The organism is Micrococcus lylae (assembly GCF_900163825.1).
GTDB lineage: Bacteria > Actinomycetota > Actinomycetes > Actinomycetales > Micrococcaceae > Micrococcus > Micrococcus lylae.
On the sequence record NZ_FUKP01000038.1, the window covers coordinates 30,926 to 50,419 of the forward strand.

A 19,494-nucleotide genomic window follows, 5' to 3' on the forward strand; every position below is an offset into this window, starting at 1 on the left:
GATTGTCTAGGCTGAATCCTATGGGTGAGAAGCGTCAGAAGCCTGTATATCCCCGCCACTGGGAGGCGGACGTCGTGCTCAGGGACGGCACCACCGCCCGCCTGCGGCCGATCACTCCGGACGACGCGGACGGCCTGCAGGCCATGCACCGCGGCCAGTCGGAGTCGTCGATCTACCTGCGCTACTTCACGTACAAGTCGCAGCTGTCCAAGAAGGACCTCAAGCGCTTCACCGTCGTCGACTACAAGGACCGCGTGGCCTTCGTGGTCCAGCGCCGCGGCCGCATCCTCGGCGTCGGCCGCTACGACCGCTACCCGAACCAGGACGTCGCCGAGGTGGCGTTCAACATCGCCGACGACGCGCAGGGCCGCGGCCTCGGCTCCATCTTCATGGAGCACCTGGCCGTCGCCGCCCGCGAGAACGGCATCCGCCGCTTCACCGCCGAGGTCCTCCCGGAGAACCGCAAGATGCTCTCCGTGTTCCAGGAGTCCGGCTTCGAGATCGCCCGTCGCTTCGAGGACGGCGTCGTGGCCGTCGAGTTCCCCATCGACCCCACCGCCCGCTGGCGTGCCGTCATGGAATCGCGCGAGCACCGCGCCGAGGCCCGGTCCGTCTCCGAGATCGTCAACCCGTTCTCCGTGGCGGTCGTCGGCGCCTCCCGTCACCCCGAGTCGGTCGGCCACGTGGTCCTCGAGCACATCCTCGCCGGCGGCTTCACCGGGGACGTCCATGCCGTCAACCGCGAGGCCTTCGAGGTCTGCGGTGTGCCCGCCCACGCCCATGTGAAGGACATCCCGGGCCCGGTCGACCTCGTGGTGGCCGCCGTCCCCGTGGACGAGATGCCGGGCGTCGTCGAGCAGTGCGCCGAGCACGGCGTCAAGGGGATCCTTGTGCTCACCTCCGGCTACGCGGACGCCGGCGCCGAGGGCGTGGCCGCCCAGCGCGCGCTCGTCTCCCGTGCCCGCGCGGAGGGCATGCGCATCATCGGTCCCGCCTCGCTCGGCGTGATCTGCACCGACCCGAAGATCCGCCTGAACGCCTCCCCGGCGCCCGGCATGCCGGCTCGCGGCCGCATCGGCCTGTTCAGCCAGTCCGGCTCGATCTCCGCGATGCTCGCCTCCTCCGCCCTGCGCCGCGGCATCGGCGTGTCCACCGTGATCAGCGCAGGCAACCGTGCCGACGTCTCCGGCAACGACGCGATGCAGTACTTCGAGGACGACCCGCAGACCGCCGCCGTGGGCGTGTACCTCGAGTCCTTCGGCAACCCGCGCAAGTTCTCCCGGATCGCGCGCCGCCTCTCCCGCACCAAGCCGGTCGTGGTGGTCCGCTCGGACGTCACCGGACGAAACCTGCCCCCGGGCCACGAGACCCGCACCACCCGGGCACCCGAGGGCACCGTGGACTCCATGCTGGACCAGACCGGCGCGATCGAGGTCATCACCCACGAGGAGCTCATGGACCTCATGCAGGCCCTGGCCTCCCAACCGCTGCCGCGCGGCCGCCGTGTGCTCCTGGTGGGCGACTCCCTCGCCCTGGACCGCCTCGCCCGGGACGCCGCCTCCGCCGAGGGCCTCGAGGTCGTGGACACCGTCGGCCTCGCCTCCGCCGAGGACGGCACCGCCCGCCACGCAGACGCCGTCCGCAAGGATCTGGAGACCGCGCTCGCCGACGGCCGCGCCGACGCCGTGGTGGTCATCGCCCGCGCCGGCCTGCACCAGTCGGCCGAGGTCCCCGCCGATCTGGCCCGCGAACTCTCGGACGCCGCCCGCGGCGCCGAGGTGCCGGTCCTGGTCTGCCTCACCGATGTGGTGGACCCGGAATACTCCGGTGCGCTGCTCGCCGGCTCGGCTCCGCTGGACGACGACGCCGAGCCCGGTGCCCTGCAGCCGGGCGTCCCGTTCTACCCGTCCCCTCAGAAGGCCCTGCGCGTGCTCGGCCGCCTGGCCACCTACGTGGCCTGGCGGGACGAGGACATGGGCGAGCCGATCGAGCTCGAGGGCGTGGACCGCCACACCGCGGAGGAGATCGTGGAGGCCGCCGTGGCCCGCGGCAACAACGGCACCGAGCTGACCCGTCTCACCCCGGAGGAGACGGCGCGCCTGTTGGGCTGCTATGGCATCTCCACGCTCCCGTCCGAGCGCTTCAGCACCACGGATGAGGCCGTGGAGGCGGCCGAGCGCCTCGGGTTCCCGGTGGCCGTGAAGGCGGTCGACCCGCACCTGCGCCACCGTCTCGACCTGGGCGGTGTGCGGCTGTCCATCACGGACGCGGACTCGCTGCGCCGCAACGTGGAACAGATGCGCCAGGCGCTGAAGGCCTTCGGCGTCACCGAGCTCGAGGTGCAGGCCATGGCGCCGGCCGGCCAGGCCGTCACCGTCACGGCCCTGGAGGACCCGCTGATCGGCCCCGTGGTGTCCTTCGGCATCACCGGCGACGCCACCGACCTGCTGGACGACTGGGTGCACCGCGTCCCGCCGCTGACCTCCGGTGACGTCTCCCAGATGGTCCGCGCCCCGCGTGCCGCGTCCAAGCTGCAGGCCCACGGCGGTGTGCCCGCCGCGGACATGGGGGCCCTGGAGGACCTCGTCTCCCGCGTGGCCGCCCTCAAGGACGACCTGCCGTCTGTCGCCCGCCTGAGGTTCGCCCCCGTCCTGGCCGGCCCCGGCGGAGTCACGGTGCTGCAGGCCGAGGTGGACGTCGCGGACGCCGGCCAGCGCACCGACTCCGCCCGCCGTGCCATGCGTGGGGACTGACCTCGTGGACGACGCCCCTCGGCGCCGCCAGGGCGTCGCCTGTGGATGCGGCGGTCAGGTGTCCGGGCGCCGATAGCATGGAGCCCATGACCCCGCTGCGCAGGAACCACGAGCACGACGACCATCGCTCACCGCTGAACCGCCTGGGCGCGGCCGAACAGGGCCGCCGCTGGACGGTGGGCTCGGGTCCGTCGCTGACCGAGTCCCTCGCCCGCGCGGGGTTCTACCCGGACCTGGTGGCGCACCACCTGGCCCAGGAGCTGGAGGCGCGGCAGCCACTGGCCCACCTGGTGCACGTGGACACCCACTTCGACTACGACGAGATCCACCGCCACATCACCGTGCTGGTGGTGTGTGAGGACGTGGTGGTGGCCGCACACCTGGACGACCACCCGCTGGACACCGAGGGGCGTCGCATGCTGGCCCAGATCTCTACGGAGCTCGTCCCGGTGTCCGCGATCGGCTCCGTGGTGATCACCACCGGCCACGCCGAGCCCGAGCAGTTCCGCCCCACCGACCCGGTGGCCGAGATGACGCTGGCCGTGCAGTGGGCCGGCGGCCAGCGCCTGGACCTGCAGCCGGCCGGCTGCGCCGACCCGAACTGCGAGGCGGACCACGGCTATACCGGCACCTCCACGCGCGAGGACCTCGTGATTCGCGTGGCGGCGGACGCCGACGGGCGTGCCGCGGTCGAGGACGCCCTGGCGTTCGCCCGCACCCTGCGCCGCGTCCACCTGGCGGCGGTCGCATGAGTGCACCCGTCCCCGCCGGAGTCGTTCCGGCCGAGCGGCATCTGCGCTCCGTCATGGCCTCGGCGGCCGCGGCGCTCGGGGTGGAGGGGCTGGACAACGCGCTGGCCTGGCCGCAGACGCGCCGTGCCGTGGTCGCACTGGTGGACGGGCTCGGCCGCAACGTGCTGCGCCGCTTCGGGGGTCACGCCCCGTTCCTCAAGTCCGCCATGGAGTCCCACGGCCGCGTCCTGCAGGCGCCCGTGCCGACCACCACCGCGGCCTCCCTGACCAGCCTGGGCACCGGCGAGGAGCCGGGCGTGCACGGCGTGGTCGGCTATGACGTGCTCGATCCGGAGCGGGGCGTGGTGGTGAACATGCTCGGCGGCTGGGACCCGGCCACCGTCCCGGAGCAGTGGCAGCCGCTGCCCACCGTCCTGGAGCGGGCCGAGGCGGCCGGCTGTGCGGTGGTCACGGTCTCCCTGCCTCTGTTCGCCGGCTCCGCCCTGACCCGCGCCGCCCTGCGCGGCGGCGAGTACCGGGCCGGCTCCACGATGGCCGCCCGCATGCAGCTGGCCCTCGGCGTGCTGGACAGCGCCCGGCAGCCAGCCCTGGTCTACCTGTACTTCAACGAGCTGGACAAGGCCGGCCACCGCGACGGCCTGGGCTCCGACTCCTGGCTCCATGCCCTCGAGGAGGTCGACACCACGCTGAAGCGGCTGCACGAGCGGATGCCGCCCGGCTCCACCCTCGGCATCACCGGGGACCACGGGATGGTGGACGTGCCCGACTCCCGTCGGCTCGACTACGCGGAGGTGCTCGAGGACGGGAGTCTGCGCTTCCCGGAGCTGCTCGACGGCGTGGAGCACACGGCGGGGGAGCCGCGCCTGGTGCAGCTGCACTTCGGGGCGGACGTCTCCGCCGAGCGCCGCGCCGCCGTGGCCGAGGCCTGGCGTGCCGCCCACGGCGCCCACGCATGGGTCCTGACCCGGGACGAGGCGGTGGCCGCCGGCTGGTTCGGCGCCGAGGTCGCGGACCGGGTGCGCCCGCGCATCGGCGACCTGCTCATCGCCGCCCACGACGACCTGGCCCTCTACGACGGCCGCCGGGTCGGTGCCCACGCCTTCGAGATGGTCGGACAGCACGGCTCGCCCACCCGCGCGGAGCGTGAGGTGCCCCTGCTGCTGCTCAGCACCTGAGCGGGGAGAGCCCCTCCTGACGGTGGCCTGCCGTGCGTCCTGACGGTGCCCTGCCGTGTGCCGTCTCCCGTGCGCCGTCTCCCGTGCGCCGTCTCCCGGGCTCCTGGGGGGCGGAGGGCCCGGGAGGGGTCAGTCGTTCTTGCGGCCGAAGACGATCTCGTCCCAGCTCGGCACGGAGGCGCGGCGGGTCGAGGACTTCGAGCGGGTCGGCTCCTTCTGCGCGCCGGGCTTCGGCTCCGAGGTGTCCTTGATCAGCACGTCCGCGATGCGTCCGCGCGAGGTCCCGCGGCCGGAGGTCGACCGGCCGGGGCGAGGCTTCTGCGCGGCGTCCTCGTTGGCGGCCTCGTCCTCGGCGGCCTTGTCCTCGTCCTGCGGGTCCGTGGTCTCCTCAGCCGCGGCATCCTCGTCACGGGCGTCGGCGTCGCCCGCGTCCTCGTCACGTGCGGGGTCCGCGGAGCGGAAGGCGTGCACGGAGGCCAGCGGGCTGTCGTCGCCGGCGTCCTCGTCGTCCCACAGGTACTCGGTCCGGTCGGCCGAGACGGCGGAGCCGGCGCCGGTGTCGTCTGCGGCCGCCAGGGTCGGCTTCGCCGGCGGCTGCGGGTTCGGAGTCTCCTCCCGCGTGAGCATCAGGGCGAGGGCGTCGTCGGACTCCTCGTCTGCGCCGAGGCGCTGGCCGCGGCGGGCCCGGAGGATGTCGAGCAGCTCCTCGTCCGGGTCCGGGGCGGTGTCCGGGTGCAGGGCGGTCGGCTCGGCGGCCGGGCGCTCGGGGACGTCCCCCGCCTCGACGTCGAACGGGGTCTCGTCGTCCTTCGACCGGCCGGAGGGGATGTTCCAGGTCTCGGCGTCGGCCAGCAGCTGGGCCCAGCGGTTCACGTGGTCCACCTGCTTGGCGCCCTGACGGAACGCGAACCGGGCCGGCGGCTGCTCCTGCGTCGGCTTGGAGCGCAGCCCTTCCAGGCTGAAGTCCGCGACCACGGTCCATGGGCCCGGGCCCTCGCGCCAGGCGTCCCAGGTCACGGCGTCCGCGTCCAGGCCGAGCTCCTGCAGCCGATGGGAGACGAGCTCGCCCAGGGTGCTCGGGCCGCCGTCCTCGACCGTGGAGGAGTAGAGGTCCGGGCCGCCGACCCACACCTCGAGCTGCTGGACCTGCTGTGCGATCCACGCGCGCTCGGCCAGGACCGGGTACTCGAAGACGCGGACACGGGCCAGGGAGGCGCCGGTGGCCTCGGCGACCTCCTCGGCGGTGGCGCCGGCGCGGATGCGGGCCTGGATCTCGCGGGGGGACACCTGGGCGGCCGGGACCTCGTCTGCGGCGTCGGCGCCGGGGCGGGTCGAGGAGCCCGGGCGGGGCCGGCCGACGGCGCCGGCGTCGTCCTGCCGACCGTCGGAGGCGGAGGCGACGTCCCCGGCGGAGGTGGGGTGGTCGTCGTCGTCCTTCTCCCGGGACGCCGTGGCGGCGGGGGAGTCGGCGGTGCCGCCGCCGGAGTCGGCGGTCACCAGAGAGCGCACCTCGTCGGTCAGGGGGAGGGTGTGCTCGCCGCCGTCCTGGTCGGTCAGCCGCAGGGCGGTGCCGTCCTCGGTCAGTCCAGCCGGTCGCATCTCGGCCATGGGCGCCAGTGCCTTCCTTCGGGTCGTCTCCGTGCTCACCGGTGCGGCGGCGTCGGCCCGGGCCCGGACGGGTGCCGTCAGGACCGGGCGCGCCTGCGCGCGTCCGTCGTCCGATCCTAGAACACGTCCACGCTGTGACGAACGGAACACGGATGCGGCCGGCTCTCATTTGGCACCGAGGCAACGATCGTGCACAATCTACGCGCAACGGCGCCGTGTGGTCAGCCCCTCGTCGGGGTGACGAAGCCCCACAGTGACCAGCGGTCCGTCCCCCTTTCTTCACCGGCGGTGCGGCCCGTCCCGCCGGTCCAGACCTGAGCGGAGCGTGAGATCCCCCATGGCCACCGACTACGACGCCCCCCGGAAGAACGACGACGACGGCACCGAGGACTCCATCGAGGAGCTGAAGTCCCGTCGCACGGACACCCAGTCCGCCGTCGTCGACGAGGATGAGACCGAGGCCGCGGAGGGCTTCGAGCTGCCCGGCGCCGACCTCTCCGGCGAAGAGCTGATGGTCCGGGTGCTGCCCGCGCAGTCCGACGAGTTCACCTGCGCCTCCTGCTTCCTGGTCCGCCACCGCTCGCAGGCCGCGCGCGAGAAAGGCGGCCTCATCTTCTGCACCGACTGCGAAGGCTGATCCGCCGGGCGCACCCGCCGGCAGCAGACCACGCAGAACGCCCCGGGCATCCGGTCGGATGTCCGGGGCGTTCTGGCGTGTCAGGGGCGGGTCGTGCGCAGACCCTTGGTCCCATGCGCGGCGCTGCGACTCAGCGGTGCCCGTCGTGCTCCAGGTCCTCCGCCGCGGCGGTGTGCATGGTGCCGCCGAGGGCCGCGACGAGCTCCTGCGGACGGCGGGTGCTGGTCAGCCAGTACGGGGTGCGGTCGCGTTCGTCGGTGAGCTGGATGCGGACCACGGGGGAGATCCACCCGCGGATGACCGTGTAGGCGAGGCCGTGCAGACGGGCGCCGCGCTGCTGACGGGCGTCGTCGCCCAGGAAGCCGGTGACCTCGCCGAGGTAGGAGCGCTCGATGCGGGCCTTGCCGACCTGCAGGTCCGTGCCCGTCACCACGATCCGCGGAGTGGACGTGACCAGGACGATCGCCTCCACGATGAAGAACAGGACTGCCGCCACGATGCCGGTGGTCAGGTTGATCGGCGCGAACACCAGCACCGAGAGCGCGGCCAGCATGACGGCCACGACCCACACGCCCACGGACGGCGTCAGGCGCTCCTCGAACAGGACGGTCTCGGCCTCGGCGGCGGGGGCGGTCTGCTGGTTCTCACGCATGTGCTCCAGCTTCCCACACGCACCCTCCTCCGCCCGGCCCGGCGCGCGGTCGCTCGGGTAGAGTGGGCCGCTGTGAGTGACATCCACCGCATCCCTGTGCCGCTGCAGCTGCTGGACGATGGGCTCGAGCCGCCCGCCTACGCCGTCGAGGGCGACGCCGGCGCCGACCTCCGCACCTCCGTGGACGTGGAGCTCGCCCCCGGGGAGCGCGCGCTGGTCCCGACAGGCGTGGCGATCGCCCTGCCCGCCGGTTACGCCGCCTTCGTGCATCCGCGCTCGGGCCTGGCCGTGCGCCAGGGCCTGAGCGTCGTGAACGCCCCCGGCACCATCGACGCCGGCTACCGTGGCGAGATCAAGGTGCCGCTGGTCAACATGGACCCGTCCTCGCCGGTCCGCCTGCAGCGCGGTGACCGCATCGCCCAGCTGGTGGTCCAGCCGGTGGTGCAGGCCGACTTCGTGCGGGTCGAGCGGCTCGAGGACTCCGCCCGCGGCGCCGCCGGATTCGGATCGACCGGAGGCTTCACCCCGGCCGCCGGACCGGACGCCGCCGCAGCCCCGCAGAACGACCGCTGAGCCGGACGCCCGCAAGGAGGAACGCATGATCTTCGGACGCAACCGCAACGTACGCCATGAGCAGGTCACCCTGCCCGAGGAGCTGATGGAGGACCGGGACCGCATCGCGGCCGGCCTGATGCCTGCCGGCGACGACACGACCGGCCCGTTCGACGTGGCCGACCGTCCGGACGCCAAGGGCTACATCGACCTCGGCTCCCTGCGCATCAAGGCCCGCCAGGGCATGAAGCTACGCCTGGACTTGGAGGACAAGACCCAGCGCGTGATCGCCGTGACCGTCACCGCCGGTACGTCCGCCGTGCAGCTGCAGGCCTTCGCCGCCCCGCGCCGGTCGGGCCTGTGGGACGACCTGCGGGCCGAGATCCTCGACGCTCTGGGCACCACCCCCGGTGCCGTGGCGGACGAGCGGCAGGGCCGCTTCGGCACCGAGGTCATGAGCCGTGTGCCCGCCTCCATGCCGGACGGCTCGCCGGGCTGGAACGTGGCCCGCTTCATCGGCGTGGACGGGCCCCGCTGGTTCGTGCGCGGCGTGATCCAGGGTGAGGCCGCCCTGCACCCGGAGGACGCCGAGGAGATCGAGGGCGTCTTCGCCGACCTCGTGGTCGTCCGCGGTGAGGAGCCCGTCCCGCCGCGCGAGCTGCTCCCGCTGCGCCCGCCGGTCAACGCGCGGCCGGTGCGTCGTCGTCGCCCGGGCGGCGAGTCCGCCGACGTCACCGGCGAGCGTGCCCCGGCCGAGGCCCCGCAGCTGCCCGAGCGCGGTCCCGAGATCACCGAGGTCCGCTGACATGGCCGAGACGGTCGAGCGCGTCGGCGTGGTCGCGACCGTCACGGTCCCGGCGGCTGACGCGGACGCCGTCTTCCGCGCCGAGCTCGCGGAGGCCCTGCCCGAGCCGGGGCAGGAGTCTGCCGAGGACACCGTCGTGCTGCTGTGGCATGGGCGCCGCCGTGTGCCCCAGGTGCTGCCCGGGCAGTGGCTGCGCGTGCGCGGAACGCTGACCACCGCCGACGGCGTCCCCACCGTCCACAACCCCGCCTACGACCTGGTTCCCGCACCGGGTCGCCGACAGGAGCGTCCGTGACCCAGCCCGACGAGCACCCCCGTCCCTCCGGGCGTCCCGACGACGGCGGCGCACCCGGACAGCACCGGCCCGCCCCGGCGCGGGGCCGCGACGCCGCTGAGGCGGACGCGCCCGTGTCCCCGGACGCGCCCTCCGCGCTGATGCGCTCGTGGGGCGGGTCCGCACGGCTGGACGAGAAGGGCCGACTGGACCCGTTGGCGAGTGTGGGCGGCTGGCGCGGCATCGTGGAGGCCTCGCTGCCGACCTTCGTGTTCATGGTCGCCTTCATGGTGACCCAGGCGGTGTGGCCCTCCGGCGTTGCCGCGGTGGGCGTGGCCGTGGTGATGGGCGCGGTGCGCCTGGTCCAGCGGCAGTCTCCCGTGCAGGCCGTCGCTGGCCTCGCCGTGGTGGTGCTCTGTGTGGTCATGGCCCTCACCACCGGGCAGGCCCGCGACTTCTACGTCTGGGGCTTCGTGACGAACGGTCTCTACTCGCTGGGGTTCGTGGTCTCGATCCTTGTCGGCTGGCCCGTGGTGGGCCTGATCTTCGGCATGGTGCGCGGGGAGGGGGTGGACTGGCGCCACGACCGTGCCCGCCGCCGCGCCTACGCGGTGGCCACGTGGATCATGGTGGCCGTCATGCTCACCCGTCTGGCGGTGCAGCTGCCGCTGTACCTCGCCGAGGCCACGACGGCGCTCGGCGTGGCGCGTCTGGTGATGGGCCTGCCGTTCTATGCCCTCGGGCTCTGGCTGGCCTGGTCCGTGTCCGCGCCGCGGAGGACTGCGGCGGCCTGAGGCGGGGCGCCGTCCCCCGAGCCGGTGCGCGACGGCGTCGGTCAGGACCGTCCGTCCACCGGGTCCACGAGCAGGTCACGCAGCGTCGCCTCCGAGTCCGTCGAGCTCAGGAAGAACACCTCGTCCCCGGCCTGCAGCACCTCGTCAGCCTGCGGCGTCCGCGGGCGGCCGTCGCGCACGACCGCCACGAGCGGGGCCTCGTCCGGCCAGCTGATGGAGCCGATGCGCCTTCCGGCGGTCCAGTGATCCCGGGGCACGGTGTACTCGGACAGCGCCGCCTCGCCGGAGCCGATGTCCAGCAGCCGGACGAGGTCGCCGGTCTCCACCGCCTCCTCCACGAGCGCCGTCATGATCGACGGGGTGGAGACCGCCACGTCCACGCCCCATGCCTCGCCGAACAGCCAGTGGTTGCGCGGGTTGTTGACGCGGGCCACGGTCCGGCCGACGCCGAACTCGCTGCGGCCGAGCAGGGACACCACGAGGTTCGCCCGGTCGTCGCCCGTGGCGCACACGAGCACGTCCGTCCGGTCCAGCTCGGCGCGGCGCAGCACGGACAGGTCCGCGGCGTCGCCGACCAGGACGGCGGCGGAGCACAGGTCGGCGCGCTCGGCGATCTCGTGACGGTGCTCGATCACGCACACCTCGTGCCGGCGGGCGCACAGCTCCCGTGCGATGGACGTGCCGACCGCGCCGGCCCCGACGATGACCACCCTCATGACTCCTCCTTCTCCGGTGCCCCGGCCACGAGGGCCTCGACCTCGTCACGGCGGTCCACCGGGTGCACCAGGTGCACGACGTCCCCCTCCTGCAGCAGCGTCTCCGCGGAGGGTACGACGCCCTCGCCGAAGCGGGTCAGGTACGCCACCCGGGCCTCGGTGACCTCCTCGAGCTCGCCCACGGATCGGCCGTACCAGGACGCGGCGCAGGTGAGCTCGCCGATCAGCAGCTCGCCGGAGGCGTCGCGGTGCTCGGAGCGCCCGGTGCCGGCCGGCAGCAGGCGGGAGAGGATGCGGTCGGTGGTCCACTGCACGGCGGCCACGGTGGAGACGCCGAGGCGCTGGTACACGGTCGCCCGCTCCGGGTCGTAGATCCGGGCCACGGCATGGCGCACGCCGTAGTGCTCGCGGGCCACCCGGGCGGCGATGACGTTGGTGCTGTCGTCCGCGGAGACCGCGGCCATGCCGACGGCCTGCTCGATCCCGGCCCGGCAGAGGATGTCCTGGTCGAAGCCGACGCCGGCGACGGTGGTACCGGAGAAGTCCTCGCCGAGCGCCTCGAAGCGGTGCCGGTCGCGGTCCACCACGGCCACCGAGTGGCCGGCGTCCTCGAGCGTGCGGGCCAGGGCGACGCCGACGCGCCCGCAGCCCAGGATGACGAAATGCGCCACGGTGAGTGCCTCCTCCTGCGGCCACGCTGGCCGCCGATCGCCATCATCCCACCCGGAGAGGACCGACGCCCGCGACGCGGGTACTGTGTCCGACGTGACGACGGTCCTGTCCTCTCTGCGCCGACTGCTGGTCGGCCGCCCCGTGGCCTCCGGGCCGGGGCAGCGCACTGTTCTGCCGCGCACCACGGCATTGCCCGTGCACTCCTCGAACGCGTTCTCCTCACTGGCCTATGCGCCGGACGAGGTGATCCTCACGCTCGTGACCGCCGGCGCGGCGGGGCTGACGCTGGGGCCGGTCGTGGGCATCGCGGTGGTCGCGATCATGCTGCTGATCGTCCTCGCCTTCCGCGCCGCGGTCGTCGCAGTGCCGCGCGGCGGCATCTACGAGATGGCCCGGACCAACCTCGGCCCGCGCTCGGGCGTCGTGGCGAGCTCGGCGCTGCTGGTGGACCTCGTGTTCACGGTGGCCGTGTCCCTCGCCGCGTTCGCGCAGTACGCGGTCGCCCTGTTCCCCGTGTTCCGCGGGCACCGCCTCCCCGTGGCGCTGGCGGCCCTGCTCCTGCTGGTCCTCGTGTGCCTGCGTGGAGCGGGACGCGGCCGCAGGATGACGGCCGTGCTGGTGAGCGTCTTCGTGGTGCTGCTGACTGCGACGATCGCCGTCGGTGTGGTCCAGGATCTGACCGGCGGCCTCGCCCGGGCCCAGTCCGCCGGCTACACCGTGGTGGACACGGTCGCAGCACCGGCCACGGCCCTGGGCGTCGGGCTGCTCGCCCTGCGCGCCTTCGCCGCGGGGTCCGCCCTGCTGACGGGCGTGGAGGCCCCGGTCGGCGCCGTCGAGCAGGTCCGCCGGCCGTCGGTGCCCGGGGTGCGCTGGATCCTGCTCTGCATGGCCGGGACGATGGCCGCCCTCACCCTGGGCGTCATGCACCTGGCGCAGCGCACGGGGGTCGTCGTCGCCCTCGACCACGACCTGCTCCGCACCCCGGGCGGCAACCCGGTGCCCGACGAGCTGACTCCGCCTCCCGTGGTGGCGCAGATCGCCGCGGCGGTCTTCGGCGGGCAGGCCCCGTGGACGACGCTCGTGGTCGCCTCCGTGGCCGTGCTGCTGCTGATCGCCGCCCGCGCCGCCTTCGCCTCGTTCCCCGCGCTCACCGCGCGCCTGGCCGAGGGCGGCTACCTGCCGCGCCACTTCAAGTCCCGCGGCGACCGTCTCGTCCAGAGCTGGTCGGTGATCTGCCTAGGCATCGGCGCGGCGGTGCTCCTGCTGGTCTTCGAGGCCAACACGGCCTACCTGGTGCAGGTCTACGTCATCGGAGTCTTCCTGGCGTTCAGCCTCGCGCTGGCCGGCATGCTGCGGCTCTGGCGTCGCCGTCTGGCGCACACCCCGGGCAGCCGCGGGCGCGCCCTCGTCCGGCTGCGCCTGGTGCTGACGGCGGCCGCGCTCGGCGTCACCGTCCTGGCCGGCCTGGTCGTCTTCGTGACCCGTTTCGCCAGCGGCGCCTGGGTCGCGCTGCCGGCGATCCTCCTGGGCGCGCTGCTCATGGGGCGGATCCACGCCCATTACGGGGCCGTCGCCGCAGAGCTGGCCCCCGCCGAGGACGACGACGCACGGGCGCTGCCGTCGCGGGTCCACGCCACCGTGGTGGTGACGTCGCTGAACCGGCCGACCCTGCGCGCCCTGGCCTACGCCCGGGCGAGCCGCCCCGGGAGCCTGGAGGCCGTCGTCGTGGACATCGAGAGGGAACAGACCGCCGCTCTGCTGGCGGAGTGGGAGAGGGCCGCCGTGCCGGTGCCGCTGACCGTGGTCGGGTCCCCCTATCGCGACGGGGTGACCCCGCTCGTGCGCCACCTGCGCAGGCTCTCCGGCCGACGCAGCCGCGGGCTCACGATGGTCTACCTGCCCGAGTACGTGGTGCGGCCGGGCTGGCGCACCCTCCTGCACAACAGGGCCGCCTCCCGGCTGCGGAGCCGCCTGCAGCGCGAGCCGGGTGTCATGATCGCCTTGGTGCCCTGGCAGGTGCAGGACGGCCTGCGGGCCGGTGACCTGGGGGCGAACAGCCGTTGACGGTTCGGTGACACGGGGAGCAGTGGTGCGCGCCGCCGCGCGTCCCCGGGTCCACCGGCCCCTTCCGGGCGTGCAAAGATAGGACCACAACAGCGTCGGCGCAAGGTCCGGCGTGCGGCTCCGGAAGGAGAATCCATGGCGGTCACCGACACCCCACACGACTGCGTCGACGTGGACCGGCTCATCGAGCTCGAGGTCGGCGCTGTCGCCCACGGAGGCCACTGCGTGGCCCGTCACGAGGGGCGCGTCGTCTTCGTGCGCCATGCGATCCCGGGCGAACGCGTCCGCGTGGCCCTCACGGAGAGTGAGGAGGGCGCCCGCTTCTGGCGCGGGGACGCCGTGGAGATCATCCGTCCCTCGGAGTTCCGTCGCATCCACCAGTGGAAGCTGGCGGACATGCTGCGCGCCCATGCCTCCGGACGCCTTCCGGTCGGCGGCGCAGAGTTCGGCCACATCGTGGTTCCGCACCAGCGCCGGCTCAAGGCCCAGGTCTACCGGGACACCCTGGCCCGCATCGCCGGCATCACGGTCGAGCCGGAGGTCATGTTCGCCGGCGAGGACGAGCCCACCGGCCAGCGCTGGCGCACGCGCAACGCCTTCGCCGTGACGCCGAACGGCCGCATCGCCATGCACGCGCACCGCTCCGGCACCCTCGTGGCGGTCCGCAACATGCCCCTCGGCGTGCCGGCGCTGGACGCCCTCGCCCTCTGGGACTGGGACTTCTCCGGCGCCGAGCGCGTGGACGTGACGACCCCGGCTGACGGCGGCCGTCCGCTCGTGCTCGTCACCCCCACCGCCCAGACCCGCTCCGACGAGGTCGGCCTCGGACGGCTGCGCACCCGGATCCGCCAGGCCGCCAACGCCCACGGAGAGCTGTCCACCGGCTTCCTGCTGCCGGCCAAGCGCCGCAATGCTCCCGCGAAGGTCGAGCGCATCACCGGGCGCACCTGGGTCGAGGAGACCGTCGCCGCCGCCCACGGCGTGACCCGCACCTTCCGCGTCTCCGGTGACGGGTTCTGGCAGGTCCACAAGGACGCGGCCACCACGCTGGTGGACGCCGTCATGGAGGATGCCGCCCCGCAGCCGGGACAGGTGGTCGCCGACCTCTACGCCGGCGTGGGCCTGTTCACCGCCTTCCTCGCCGAGGCCGTGGGGCCGGGCGGCCACATCCTGTCCGTCGAGGTCGCCCCCCATGCCTCCCGGGACGCCCTGCGCAACCTCCACGACCTCCCGCAGGCCACCGTGCTCAACGGTCCCACCGACCGCGTGCTCGGCAACCTGCTCGCCGACCCGGACGCCGAGGAGCAGGACGGTGGCCTCGCCGGCCGCACCCTGGACACCGTCGTGCTGGACCCGCCGCGTGCCGGGGCCGGCCGACGTGCGGTCGAGCGCATCATCGCGCTCGCCCCGGAGACCGTCGTCTACGTGTCCTGCGACCCGGCCTCACTGGCCCGGGACCTGGCCTGGCTGGCCCGCGGCGGCTACGAGGTCACCCGGGCCCGCGTGATCGACCTCTACCCGGACACCCACCACCTGGAGTCGGTGACGGTCCTGACGCGGACCGCGCCGGCCGTCTGATCTTCGAGAGATCAGGCAACACAGCCTCTCTCCCCCCTGCCTTCAGGGTAGGGTGGAGGCGAGTGCGGTGCACCACATCTCGGCGCCGATCGGCTCACGGATCGCCGCCGCGACGCACCGCTCATGTGAGACCCACAACTGGACGAGCGCCCGGCGCACAGGCCGGGCAGGAAAAGGAGTCCTCCCGTGACGACTGTCGACAGCTTCGGCTCGAAGGGCGTCCTCGACGTCAACGGCGCCGAGTACGAGATCTTCCGCCTCAACAAGGTCGAGGGCGCGGACAAGCTGCCCTACTCCCTCAAGGTCCTCCTCGAGAACCTGCTGCGCACCGAGGACGGTGCGAACGTGACCAAGGAGCAGATCCAGGCCCTGGCGAACTGGGACGCCTCGGCCCAGCCGGACACCGAGATCCAGTTCACCCCGGCCCGTGTGATCATGCAGGACTTCACCGGCGTGCCCTGCGTCGTGGACCTGGCCACCATGCGCGAGGCCATCAAGGACCTCGGCGGTGACCCGACCCGCGTGAACCCGCTGTCCCCGGCCGAGCTGGTCATCGACCACTCCGTGCAGATCGACTTCTTCGGCAACGACCAGGCGATCGAGCGCAACATGGAGGTCGAGTACCAGCGCAACGGGGAGCGCTACAAGTTCCTCCGCTGGGGCCAGACCGCCTTCGACGACTTCAAGGTCGTCCCCCCGGGCATGGGCATCGTCCACCAGGTCAACATCGAGAACCTGGCCCGCACCGTCATGACCCGTGAGGTCGACGGCGTGCTGCGCGCCTACCCGGACACCTGCGTCGGCACCGACTCCCACACCACCATGGTCAACGGCCTGGGCGTGCTGGGCTGGGGCGTCGGCGGCATCGAGGCCGAGGCCGCCATGCTCGGCCAGCCGGTCTCCATGCTGATCCCGCGCGTCGTCGGCTTCAAGCTGACCGGTGAGATCCCGGCCGGCGCCACGGCGACCGACGTGGTCCTGACCATCACCGAGATGCTCCGCGAGCACGGTGCGGTGGGCAAGTTCGTCGAGTTCTACGGCGAGGGCGTCGGCTCCGTGCCGCTGGCCAACCGCGCCACCATCGGCAACATGTCCCCGGAGTTCGGCTCCACCGCCGCGATCTTCCCGATCGACGACGTCACCCTGGACTACCTGCGCCTCACCGGCCGCTCTGAGGAGTCCATCGCCCTCGTGGAGGCGTATGCCAAGGAGCAGGGCATGTGGCACGACCCGTCGAAGGAGGTCGAGTACTCCGAGTACCTGGAGCTGGACCTGTCGACCGTGGTCCCGTCCATCTCCGGCCCGAAGCGTCCGCAGGACCGCATCGAGCTGACCTCCTCCAAGGACCAGTTCCGCAAGGACCTGGCGAACTACGCCTCGGGCGACGAGGAGGGCCTCGGCCGTCCCTCCAAGGCCGTGAACGTGACGATGGAGGACGGCCGCGAGTTCGGGCTGGACCACGGCGCCGTGACCATCGCCTCGATCACCTCCTGCACCAACACCTCCAACCCGTCGGTCATGATGGCCGCGGGCGTGCTGGCGCGCAACGCGGTCGCCAAGGGCCTGACCTCCAAGCCGTGGGTGAAGACCTCCGTGGCCCCGGGCTCCAAGGTCGTCACCGACTACTACGAGAAGTCCGGCCTCAACGAGTCCCTGGACCAGCTGGGCTTCAACATCGTCGGCTACGGCTGCACCACCTGCATCGGCAACTCCGGTCCGCTGGAGTCCGAGATCTCCCAGGCGATCCAGGACAACGACCTCTCCGTGACCGCGGTGCTCTCCGGCAACCGCAACTTCGAGGGCCGCATCAACCCGGACGTGAAGATGAACTACCTGGCCTCCCCGCCGCTGGTGGTCGCCTACGCGCTGGCAGGCTCCATGGACTTCGACTTCGAGAACGAGGCGTTGGGCCAGGACTCGGAGGGCAACGACGTCTACCTGAAGGACATCTGGCCGGACCCGGCCGAGGTCGAGAAGATCATCGACGAGTCCATCGACACCCAGATGTTCGTGGACAAGTACTCCACGATCTTCGACGGCGACGAGCGCTGGCAGTCCCTGGAGACCCCGTCCGGCAACACCTTCGAGTGGGACGCCGACTCCACCTATGTGCGCAAGCCCCCGTACTTCGAGGGCATGGGCATGGAGCCGGATCCGGTCACGGACATCGAGGGCGCCCGCGTCCTGCTCAAGCTCGGCGACTCGGTCACCACCGACCACATCTCCCCGGCGGGCTCCTTCAAGTCCGACACCCCGGCCGGCAAGTACCTGCTGGAGAACGGTGTGGAGCGCAAGGACTTCAACTCCTACGGTTCGCGTCGTGGCAACCACGAGGTGATGATCCGCGGCACCTTCGCGAACATCCGCATCAAGAACCAGCTGCTGGACGGCGTGGAGGGCGGCTTCACCCGCGACTTCACCCAGGACGGCGCCCCGCAGGCCTACGTGTACGACGCCGCGCAGAACTACGCCGAGCAGGGCACCCCTCTGGTGGTGCTGGGCGGCAAGGAGTACGGCTCGGGCTCGTCCCGTGACTGGGCGGCCAAGGGCACCGCGCTCCTGGGCGTCAAGGCCGTGATCACCGAGTCCTTCGAGCGCATCCACCGTTCGAACCTCATCGGCATGGGTGTGCTGCCGCTGCAGTTTCCGGAGGGCGAGAACGCCGACTCGCTGGGCCTGACGGGCACCGAGGTCTTCTCGATCACCGGCGTCACCGAGCTGAACGAGGGCAAGACCCCGAAGACCGTGAAGGTCACCGCCGAGGGCGAGGACGGCAAGGTCACCGAGTTCGACGCGGTCGTCCGCATCGACACCCCCGGTGAGGCCGACTACTACCGCAACGGCGGCATCCTGCAGTACGTGCTGCGCCAGATCGCCTCGAAGTGATCGCCTGACCGCGATCGCCTCGGCGTGATCGGTCGCCCCCGGCGGTGAGCCGGGGGAGGGCCACGATGACGGGCCCTCACCTTCCGCACGGAAGGTGAGGGCCCGTCATCGTACCAAGACCCTTGTTCCGAGAATCAGCTCGATTAACTTGCTCTGCCCCTCGATGTAGCTAGTGCCGCCCATATAGAGGAGACGAACGCAGTCTCGGCTGATGAATAACTTCGTTCCTCTCGCTGTGCGAGCAGAATACGACGCTGTGGCGCTTGGGTGCCCAGCGACAATTCGGTCACTCCAGGATGCTTGAGAGCGACTCCGCTCTTCGGCACCAGCGCAACTCCCATGCCAACACTAACCATCGCCTGTGCCTCCTGATAGTCATTGGCAAAGAACGCGATAGATGGACGAAAACCTGCTTTGGTGGCTGCACGATCCAGCTGTTCGACAGCCGGGTGAGCATCTGCTCGCACAATCCACTGATCGTCCTTTAGGTCCTGCATAGAAACTTCGCAGGTAAGCGCAAGCGGATGTGAATTCGATACCAAGAGGACGAAGGGCTCCGTGAAGAGTTCTTGAATCCGTACCCCGTCAGTTTCGAACGGTCGATCCGTGCTGTCCCAGAGGAAGCACAAATCAACTCGTCCACGAAGAAGCTCATCCAGTAGTTCGTCGAAGCGAGCACTGTGGACGACTACCTGGATGTGCGGATAGTCGGCCATGAAGCGTTCCAATGCAACGGGAAGGAAGGACGCCGCGAGAGTGGGGAAGGCTCCGATGACGAGCTGTCCGCGTTGTCCCTCTGCAAGTGCATCCAGATCTGCCGCGGCCGCCTCAAGTTGCTGCATGATCTTCTTCGCATGTTGCACGAGCACTTGTCCTGCATCGGTTGGTGACACACCTCTTGGTCTTCTCCGCAAGAGCGGTTGGCGGACTTCCGCTTCGAGTCTCTTCAGCTGCTGGGACACCGCCGACGGGGTCAGCTTCAACTCATCAGCGGCTGCAGATACTGAACCGCTCTCGACCACCTGGACCAGCACGGCCAATCGCCTCACGTCAAGCAAGCAAACTCCTTTAAGTAGTGCTACACATCGTTGAGTCAGCCTAAGCCATCAGAGTGGCTCCAGTGAAGCTGAGGGGGCAGAAGTCCTGTAAGCCCGGGAGTCCGTCAAATCCAACATTAACCGACACTTAACGTTAATGCAAGAAGTATACATTGAAGTTACATGAGAGAAGGGTCACAATGGAATTGGCGGCAAATCCGCCAGATGAGAAGGGACCACTATGAAGCTTCGAGCTCAATTGATGCGAGGGGGCACGAGTAAGTGTTGGCTGTTCGATGCGCGTGACCTCAGGAGTACTGGCATACCGTCAGACGCACTTCTTCCTCGACTCTTCGGCAGCCCGGACAGTCGTCAGCTTGACGGGATTGGGGGCGCGACGTCGACGACTAGCTGTTGTGGGTCATGAGGTTCTTGACATGGGTGCCGGGCTGAGATGAGACGAGTGGGCCTCTCCCGCAGTGTCCCGCGTCAAGTAGTTGGCAGGATTTCCTTGGTTTTGAATGTCGGGGTGGTGGGGT

16 protein-coding genes and 1 pseudogene are annotated in these 19,494 nt (G+C 71.4%); 12 read left to right on the plus strand and 5 right to left on the minus strand.

Translation table 11 applies throughout. The features are described from left to right. The first annotated feature begins 20 nt into the window (after window positions 1-20). From FM125_RS05585 to FM125_RS05595, 3 genes are all read left to right on the plus strand, one after another. The gene (locus FM125_RS05585; RefSeq protein WP_087133913.1) at window positions 21-2,753 is read left to right on the plus strand and encodes a bifunctional acetate--CoA ligase family protein/GNAT family N-acetyltransferase; all 2,733 of its coding nucleotides are present in this window, start codon (window positions 21-23) and stop codon (window positions 2,751-2,753) included. An 86-nt stretch (window positions 2,754-2,839) separates the two neighbouring features. Next, a complete protein-coding gene (locus tag FM125_RS05590; protein WP_245829834.1) occupies window positions 2,840-3,505 on the plus strand; it encodes a DUF5998 family protein in 666 nt (221 codons plus the stop codon). Beyond that, entirely contained in the window at window positions 3,502-4,680 is a 1,179-nt protein-coding gene (locus FM125_RS05595; protein WP_087133914.1) for an alkaline phosphatase family protein, read from the plus strand. Before FM125_RS05590 ends, FM125_RS05595 begins: the two co-directional genes overlap by 4 nt. Window positions 4,681-4,809: 129 nt before the next feature. Here the strand turns inward: FM125_RS05595 and sepH are convergent, their stop codons facing one another. Further along, window positions 4,810-6,288: a septation protein SepH gene (gene sepH, locus FM125_RS05600; RefSeq protein ID WP_143745238.1), complete on the minus strand. Its 1,479-nt coding sequence runs from the start codon at window positions 6,286-6,288 to the stop codon at window positions 4,810-4,812. 337 nt (window positions 6,289-6,625) lie between these two features. Here sepH and FM125_RS05605 point away from each other — a divergent pair, with 337 nt between their 5' ends. Further along, window positions 6,626-6,925 (plus strand): DUF4193 domain-containing protein, encoded by a 300-nt coding sequence (locus FM125_RS05605; RefSeq protein WP_067191147.1) that lies wholly within the window; start codon window positions 6,626-6,628, stop codon window positions 6,923-6,925. Between the two features lie 130 nt (window positions 6,926-7,055). Here FM125_RS05605 and FM125_RS05610 read toward each other — a convergent pair whose 3' ends face one another. Then, window positions 7,056-7,577, minus strand: coding sequence for a DUF3093 domain-containing protein (locus FM125_RS05610; RefSeq protein ID WP_067191149.1), 522 nt, complete (start codon window positions 7,575-7,577; stop codon window positions 7,056-7,058). Window positions 7,578-7,649: 72 nt separating this feature from the next. On the opposite strand from FM125_RS05610, the gene dut reads away from it, so the two are divergent. From dut to FM125_RS05630, 4 genes are read left to right on the plus strand one after another with little or no spacing between them, the layout of a single operon-like run. Next, window positions 7,650-8,150 carry a dUTP diphosphatase gene (gene dut, locus FM125_RS05615; RefSeq protein ID WP_087133915.1) on the plus strand — a complete coding sequence of 167 codons (501 nt, stop codon included), beginning with the start codon at window positions 7,650-7,652 and terminating at the stop codon, window positions 8,148-8,150. A 25-nt stretch (window positions 8,151-8,175) separates the two neighbouring features. Then, a complete protein-coding gene (locus FM125_RS05620) occupies window positions 8,176-8,934 on the plus strand; it encodes a DUF3710 domain-containing protein (protein ID WP_070639285.1) in 759 nt (252 codons plus the stop codon). Window position 8,935: 1 nt separating this feature from the next. Continuing rightward, window positions 8,936-9,229 carry a hypothetical protein gene (locus FM125_RS05625; RefSeq protein WP_067191155.1) on the plus strand — a complete coding sequence of 98 codons (294 nt, stop codon included), beginning with the start codon at window positions 8,936-8,938 and terminating at the stop codon, window positions 9,227-9,229. Next, on the plus strand, window positions 9,226-10,002 hold the full coding sequence (locus FM125_RS05630) for a DUF3159 domain-containing protein (protein WP_245829836.1): 777 nt from the start codon (window positions 9,226-9,228) through the stop codon (window positions 10,000-10,002). The genes FM125_RS05625 and FM125_RS05630 overlap by 4 nt, the downstream gene beginning before the upstream one ends. A gap of 41 nt (window positions 10,003-10,043) precedes the next feature. On the opposite strand, the gene FM125_RS05635 is transcribed toward FM125_RS05630, so the two are convergent. Further along, window positions 10,044-10,718, minus strand: coding sequence for a potassium channel family protein (locus FM125_RS05635; RefSeq protein WP_087133916.1), 675 nt, complete (start codon window positions 10,716-10,718; stop codon window positions 10,044-10,046). Then, window positions 10,715-11,389 (minus strand): potassium channel family protein, encoded by a 675-nt coding sequence (locus tag FM125_RS05640; protein ID WP_067191159.1) that lies wholly within the window; start codon window positions 11,387-11,389, stop codon window positions 10,715-10,717. Before FM125_RS05640 ends, FM125_RS05635 begins: the two co-directional genes overlap by 4 nt. Window positions 11,390-11,483: 94 nt before the next feature. Here FM125_RS05640 and FM125_RS05645 point away from each other — a divergent pair, with 94 nt between their 5' ends. The 3 genes from FM125_RS05645 (at window position 11,484) to acnA (ending at window position 17,918) form a co-directional block, all read left to right on the plus strand. After that, a complete protein-coding gene (locus FM125_RS05645; protein WP_087133926.1) occupies window positions 11,484-13,454 on the plus strand; it encodes an APC family permease in 1,971 nt (656 codons plus the stop codon). Window positions 13,455-13,589: 135 nt separating this feature from the next. Then, window positions 13,590-15,032: a class I SAM-dependent RNA methyltransferase gene (locus tag FM125_RS05650; RefSeq protein ID WP_087133917.1), complete on the plus strand. Its 1,443-nt coding sequence runs from the start codon at window positions 13,590-13,592 to the stop codon at window positions 15,030-15,032. 186 nt (window positions 15,033-15,218) lie between these two features. Continuing rightward, entirely contained in the window at window positions 15,219-17,918 is a 2,700-nt protein-coding gene (acnA, locus tag FM125_RS05655; protein ID WP_087133918.1) for an aconitate hydratase AcnA, read from the plus strand. Window positions 17,919-18,061: 143 nt separating this feature from the next. On the opposite strand, the gene FM125_RS05660 is transcribed toward acnA, so the two are convergent. Next, the gene (locus tag FM125_RS05660) at window positions 18,062-18,952 is read right to left on the minus strand and encodes a LysR family transcriptional regulator (protein WP_245829838.1); all 891 of its coding nucleotides are present in this window, start codon (window positions 18,950-18,952) and stop codon (window positions 18,062-18,064) included. A 244-nt stretch (window positions 18,953-19,196) separates the two neighbouring features. On the opposite strand from FM125_RS05660, the pseudogene FM125_RS05665 reads away from it, so the two are divergent. After that, window positions 19,197-19,367: pseudogene (locus FM125_RS05665) on the plus strand (PrpF domain-containing protein); the annotation flags it as partial. Window positions 19,368-19,494 lie beyond the last annotated feature (127 nt).

Bases quoted from the DNA above. Each gene is read 5' to 3' on its own strand.
- FM125_RS05610 (WP_067191149.1), bottom strand. From the start codon at position 7,577: ATGCGTGAGAACCAGCAGACCGCCCCCGCCGCCGAGGCCGAGACCGTC.
- FM125_RS05650 (WP_087133917.1), top strand. From the start codon at position 13,590: ATGGCGGTCACCGACACCCCACACGACTGCGTCGACGTGGACCGGCTC.
- FM125_RS05605 (WP_067191147.1), top strand. From the start codon at position 6,626: ATGGCCACCGACTACGACGCCCCCCGGAAGAACGACGACGACGGCACC.
- FM125_RS05585 (WP_087133913.1), top strand. From the start codon at position 21: ATGGGTGAGAAGCGTCAGAAGCCTGTATATCCCCGCCACTGGGAGGCG.
- FM125_RS05620 (WP_070639285.1), top strand. From the start codon at position 8,176: ATGATCTTCGGACGCAACCGCAACGTACGCCATGAGCAGGTCACCCTG.
- FM125_RS05590 (WP_245829834.1), top strand. From the start codon at position 2,840: ATGACCCCGCTGCGCAGGAACCACGAGCACGACGACCATCGCTCACCG.
- FM125_RS05635 (WP_087133916.1), bottom strand. From the start codon at position 10,718: ATGAGGGTGGTCATCGTCGGGGCCGGCGCGGTCGGCACGTCCATCGCA.
- FM125_RS05625 (WP_067191155.1), top strand. From the start codon at position 8,936: ATGGCCGAGACGGTCGAGCGCGTCGGCGTGGTCGCGACCGTCACGGTC.
- sepH (WP_143745238.1), bottom strand. From the start codon at position 6,288: ATGGCCGAGATGCGACCGGCTGGACTGACCGAGGACGGCACCGCCCTG.
- FM125_RS05595 (WP_087133914.1), top strand. From the start codon at position 3,502: ATGAGTGCACCCGTCCCCGCCGGAGTCGTTCCGGCCGAGCGGCATCTG.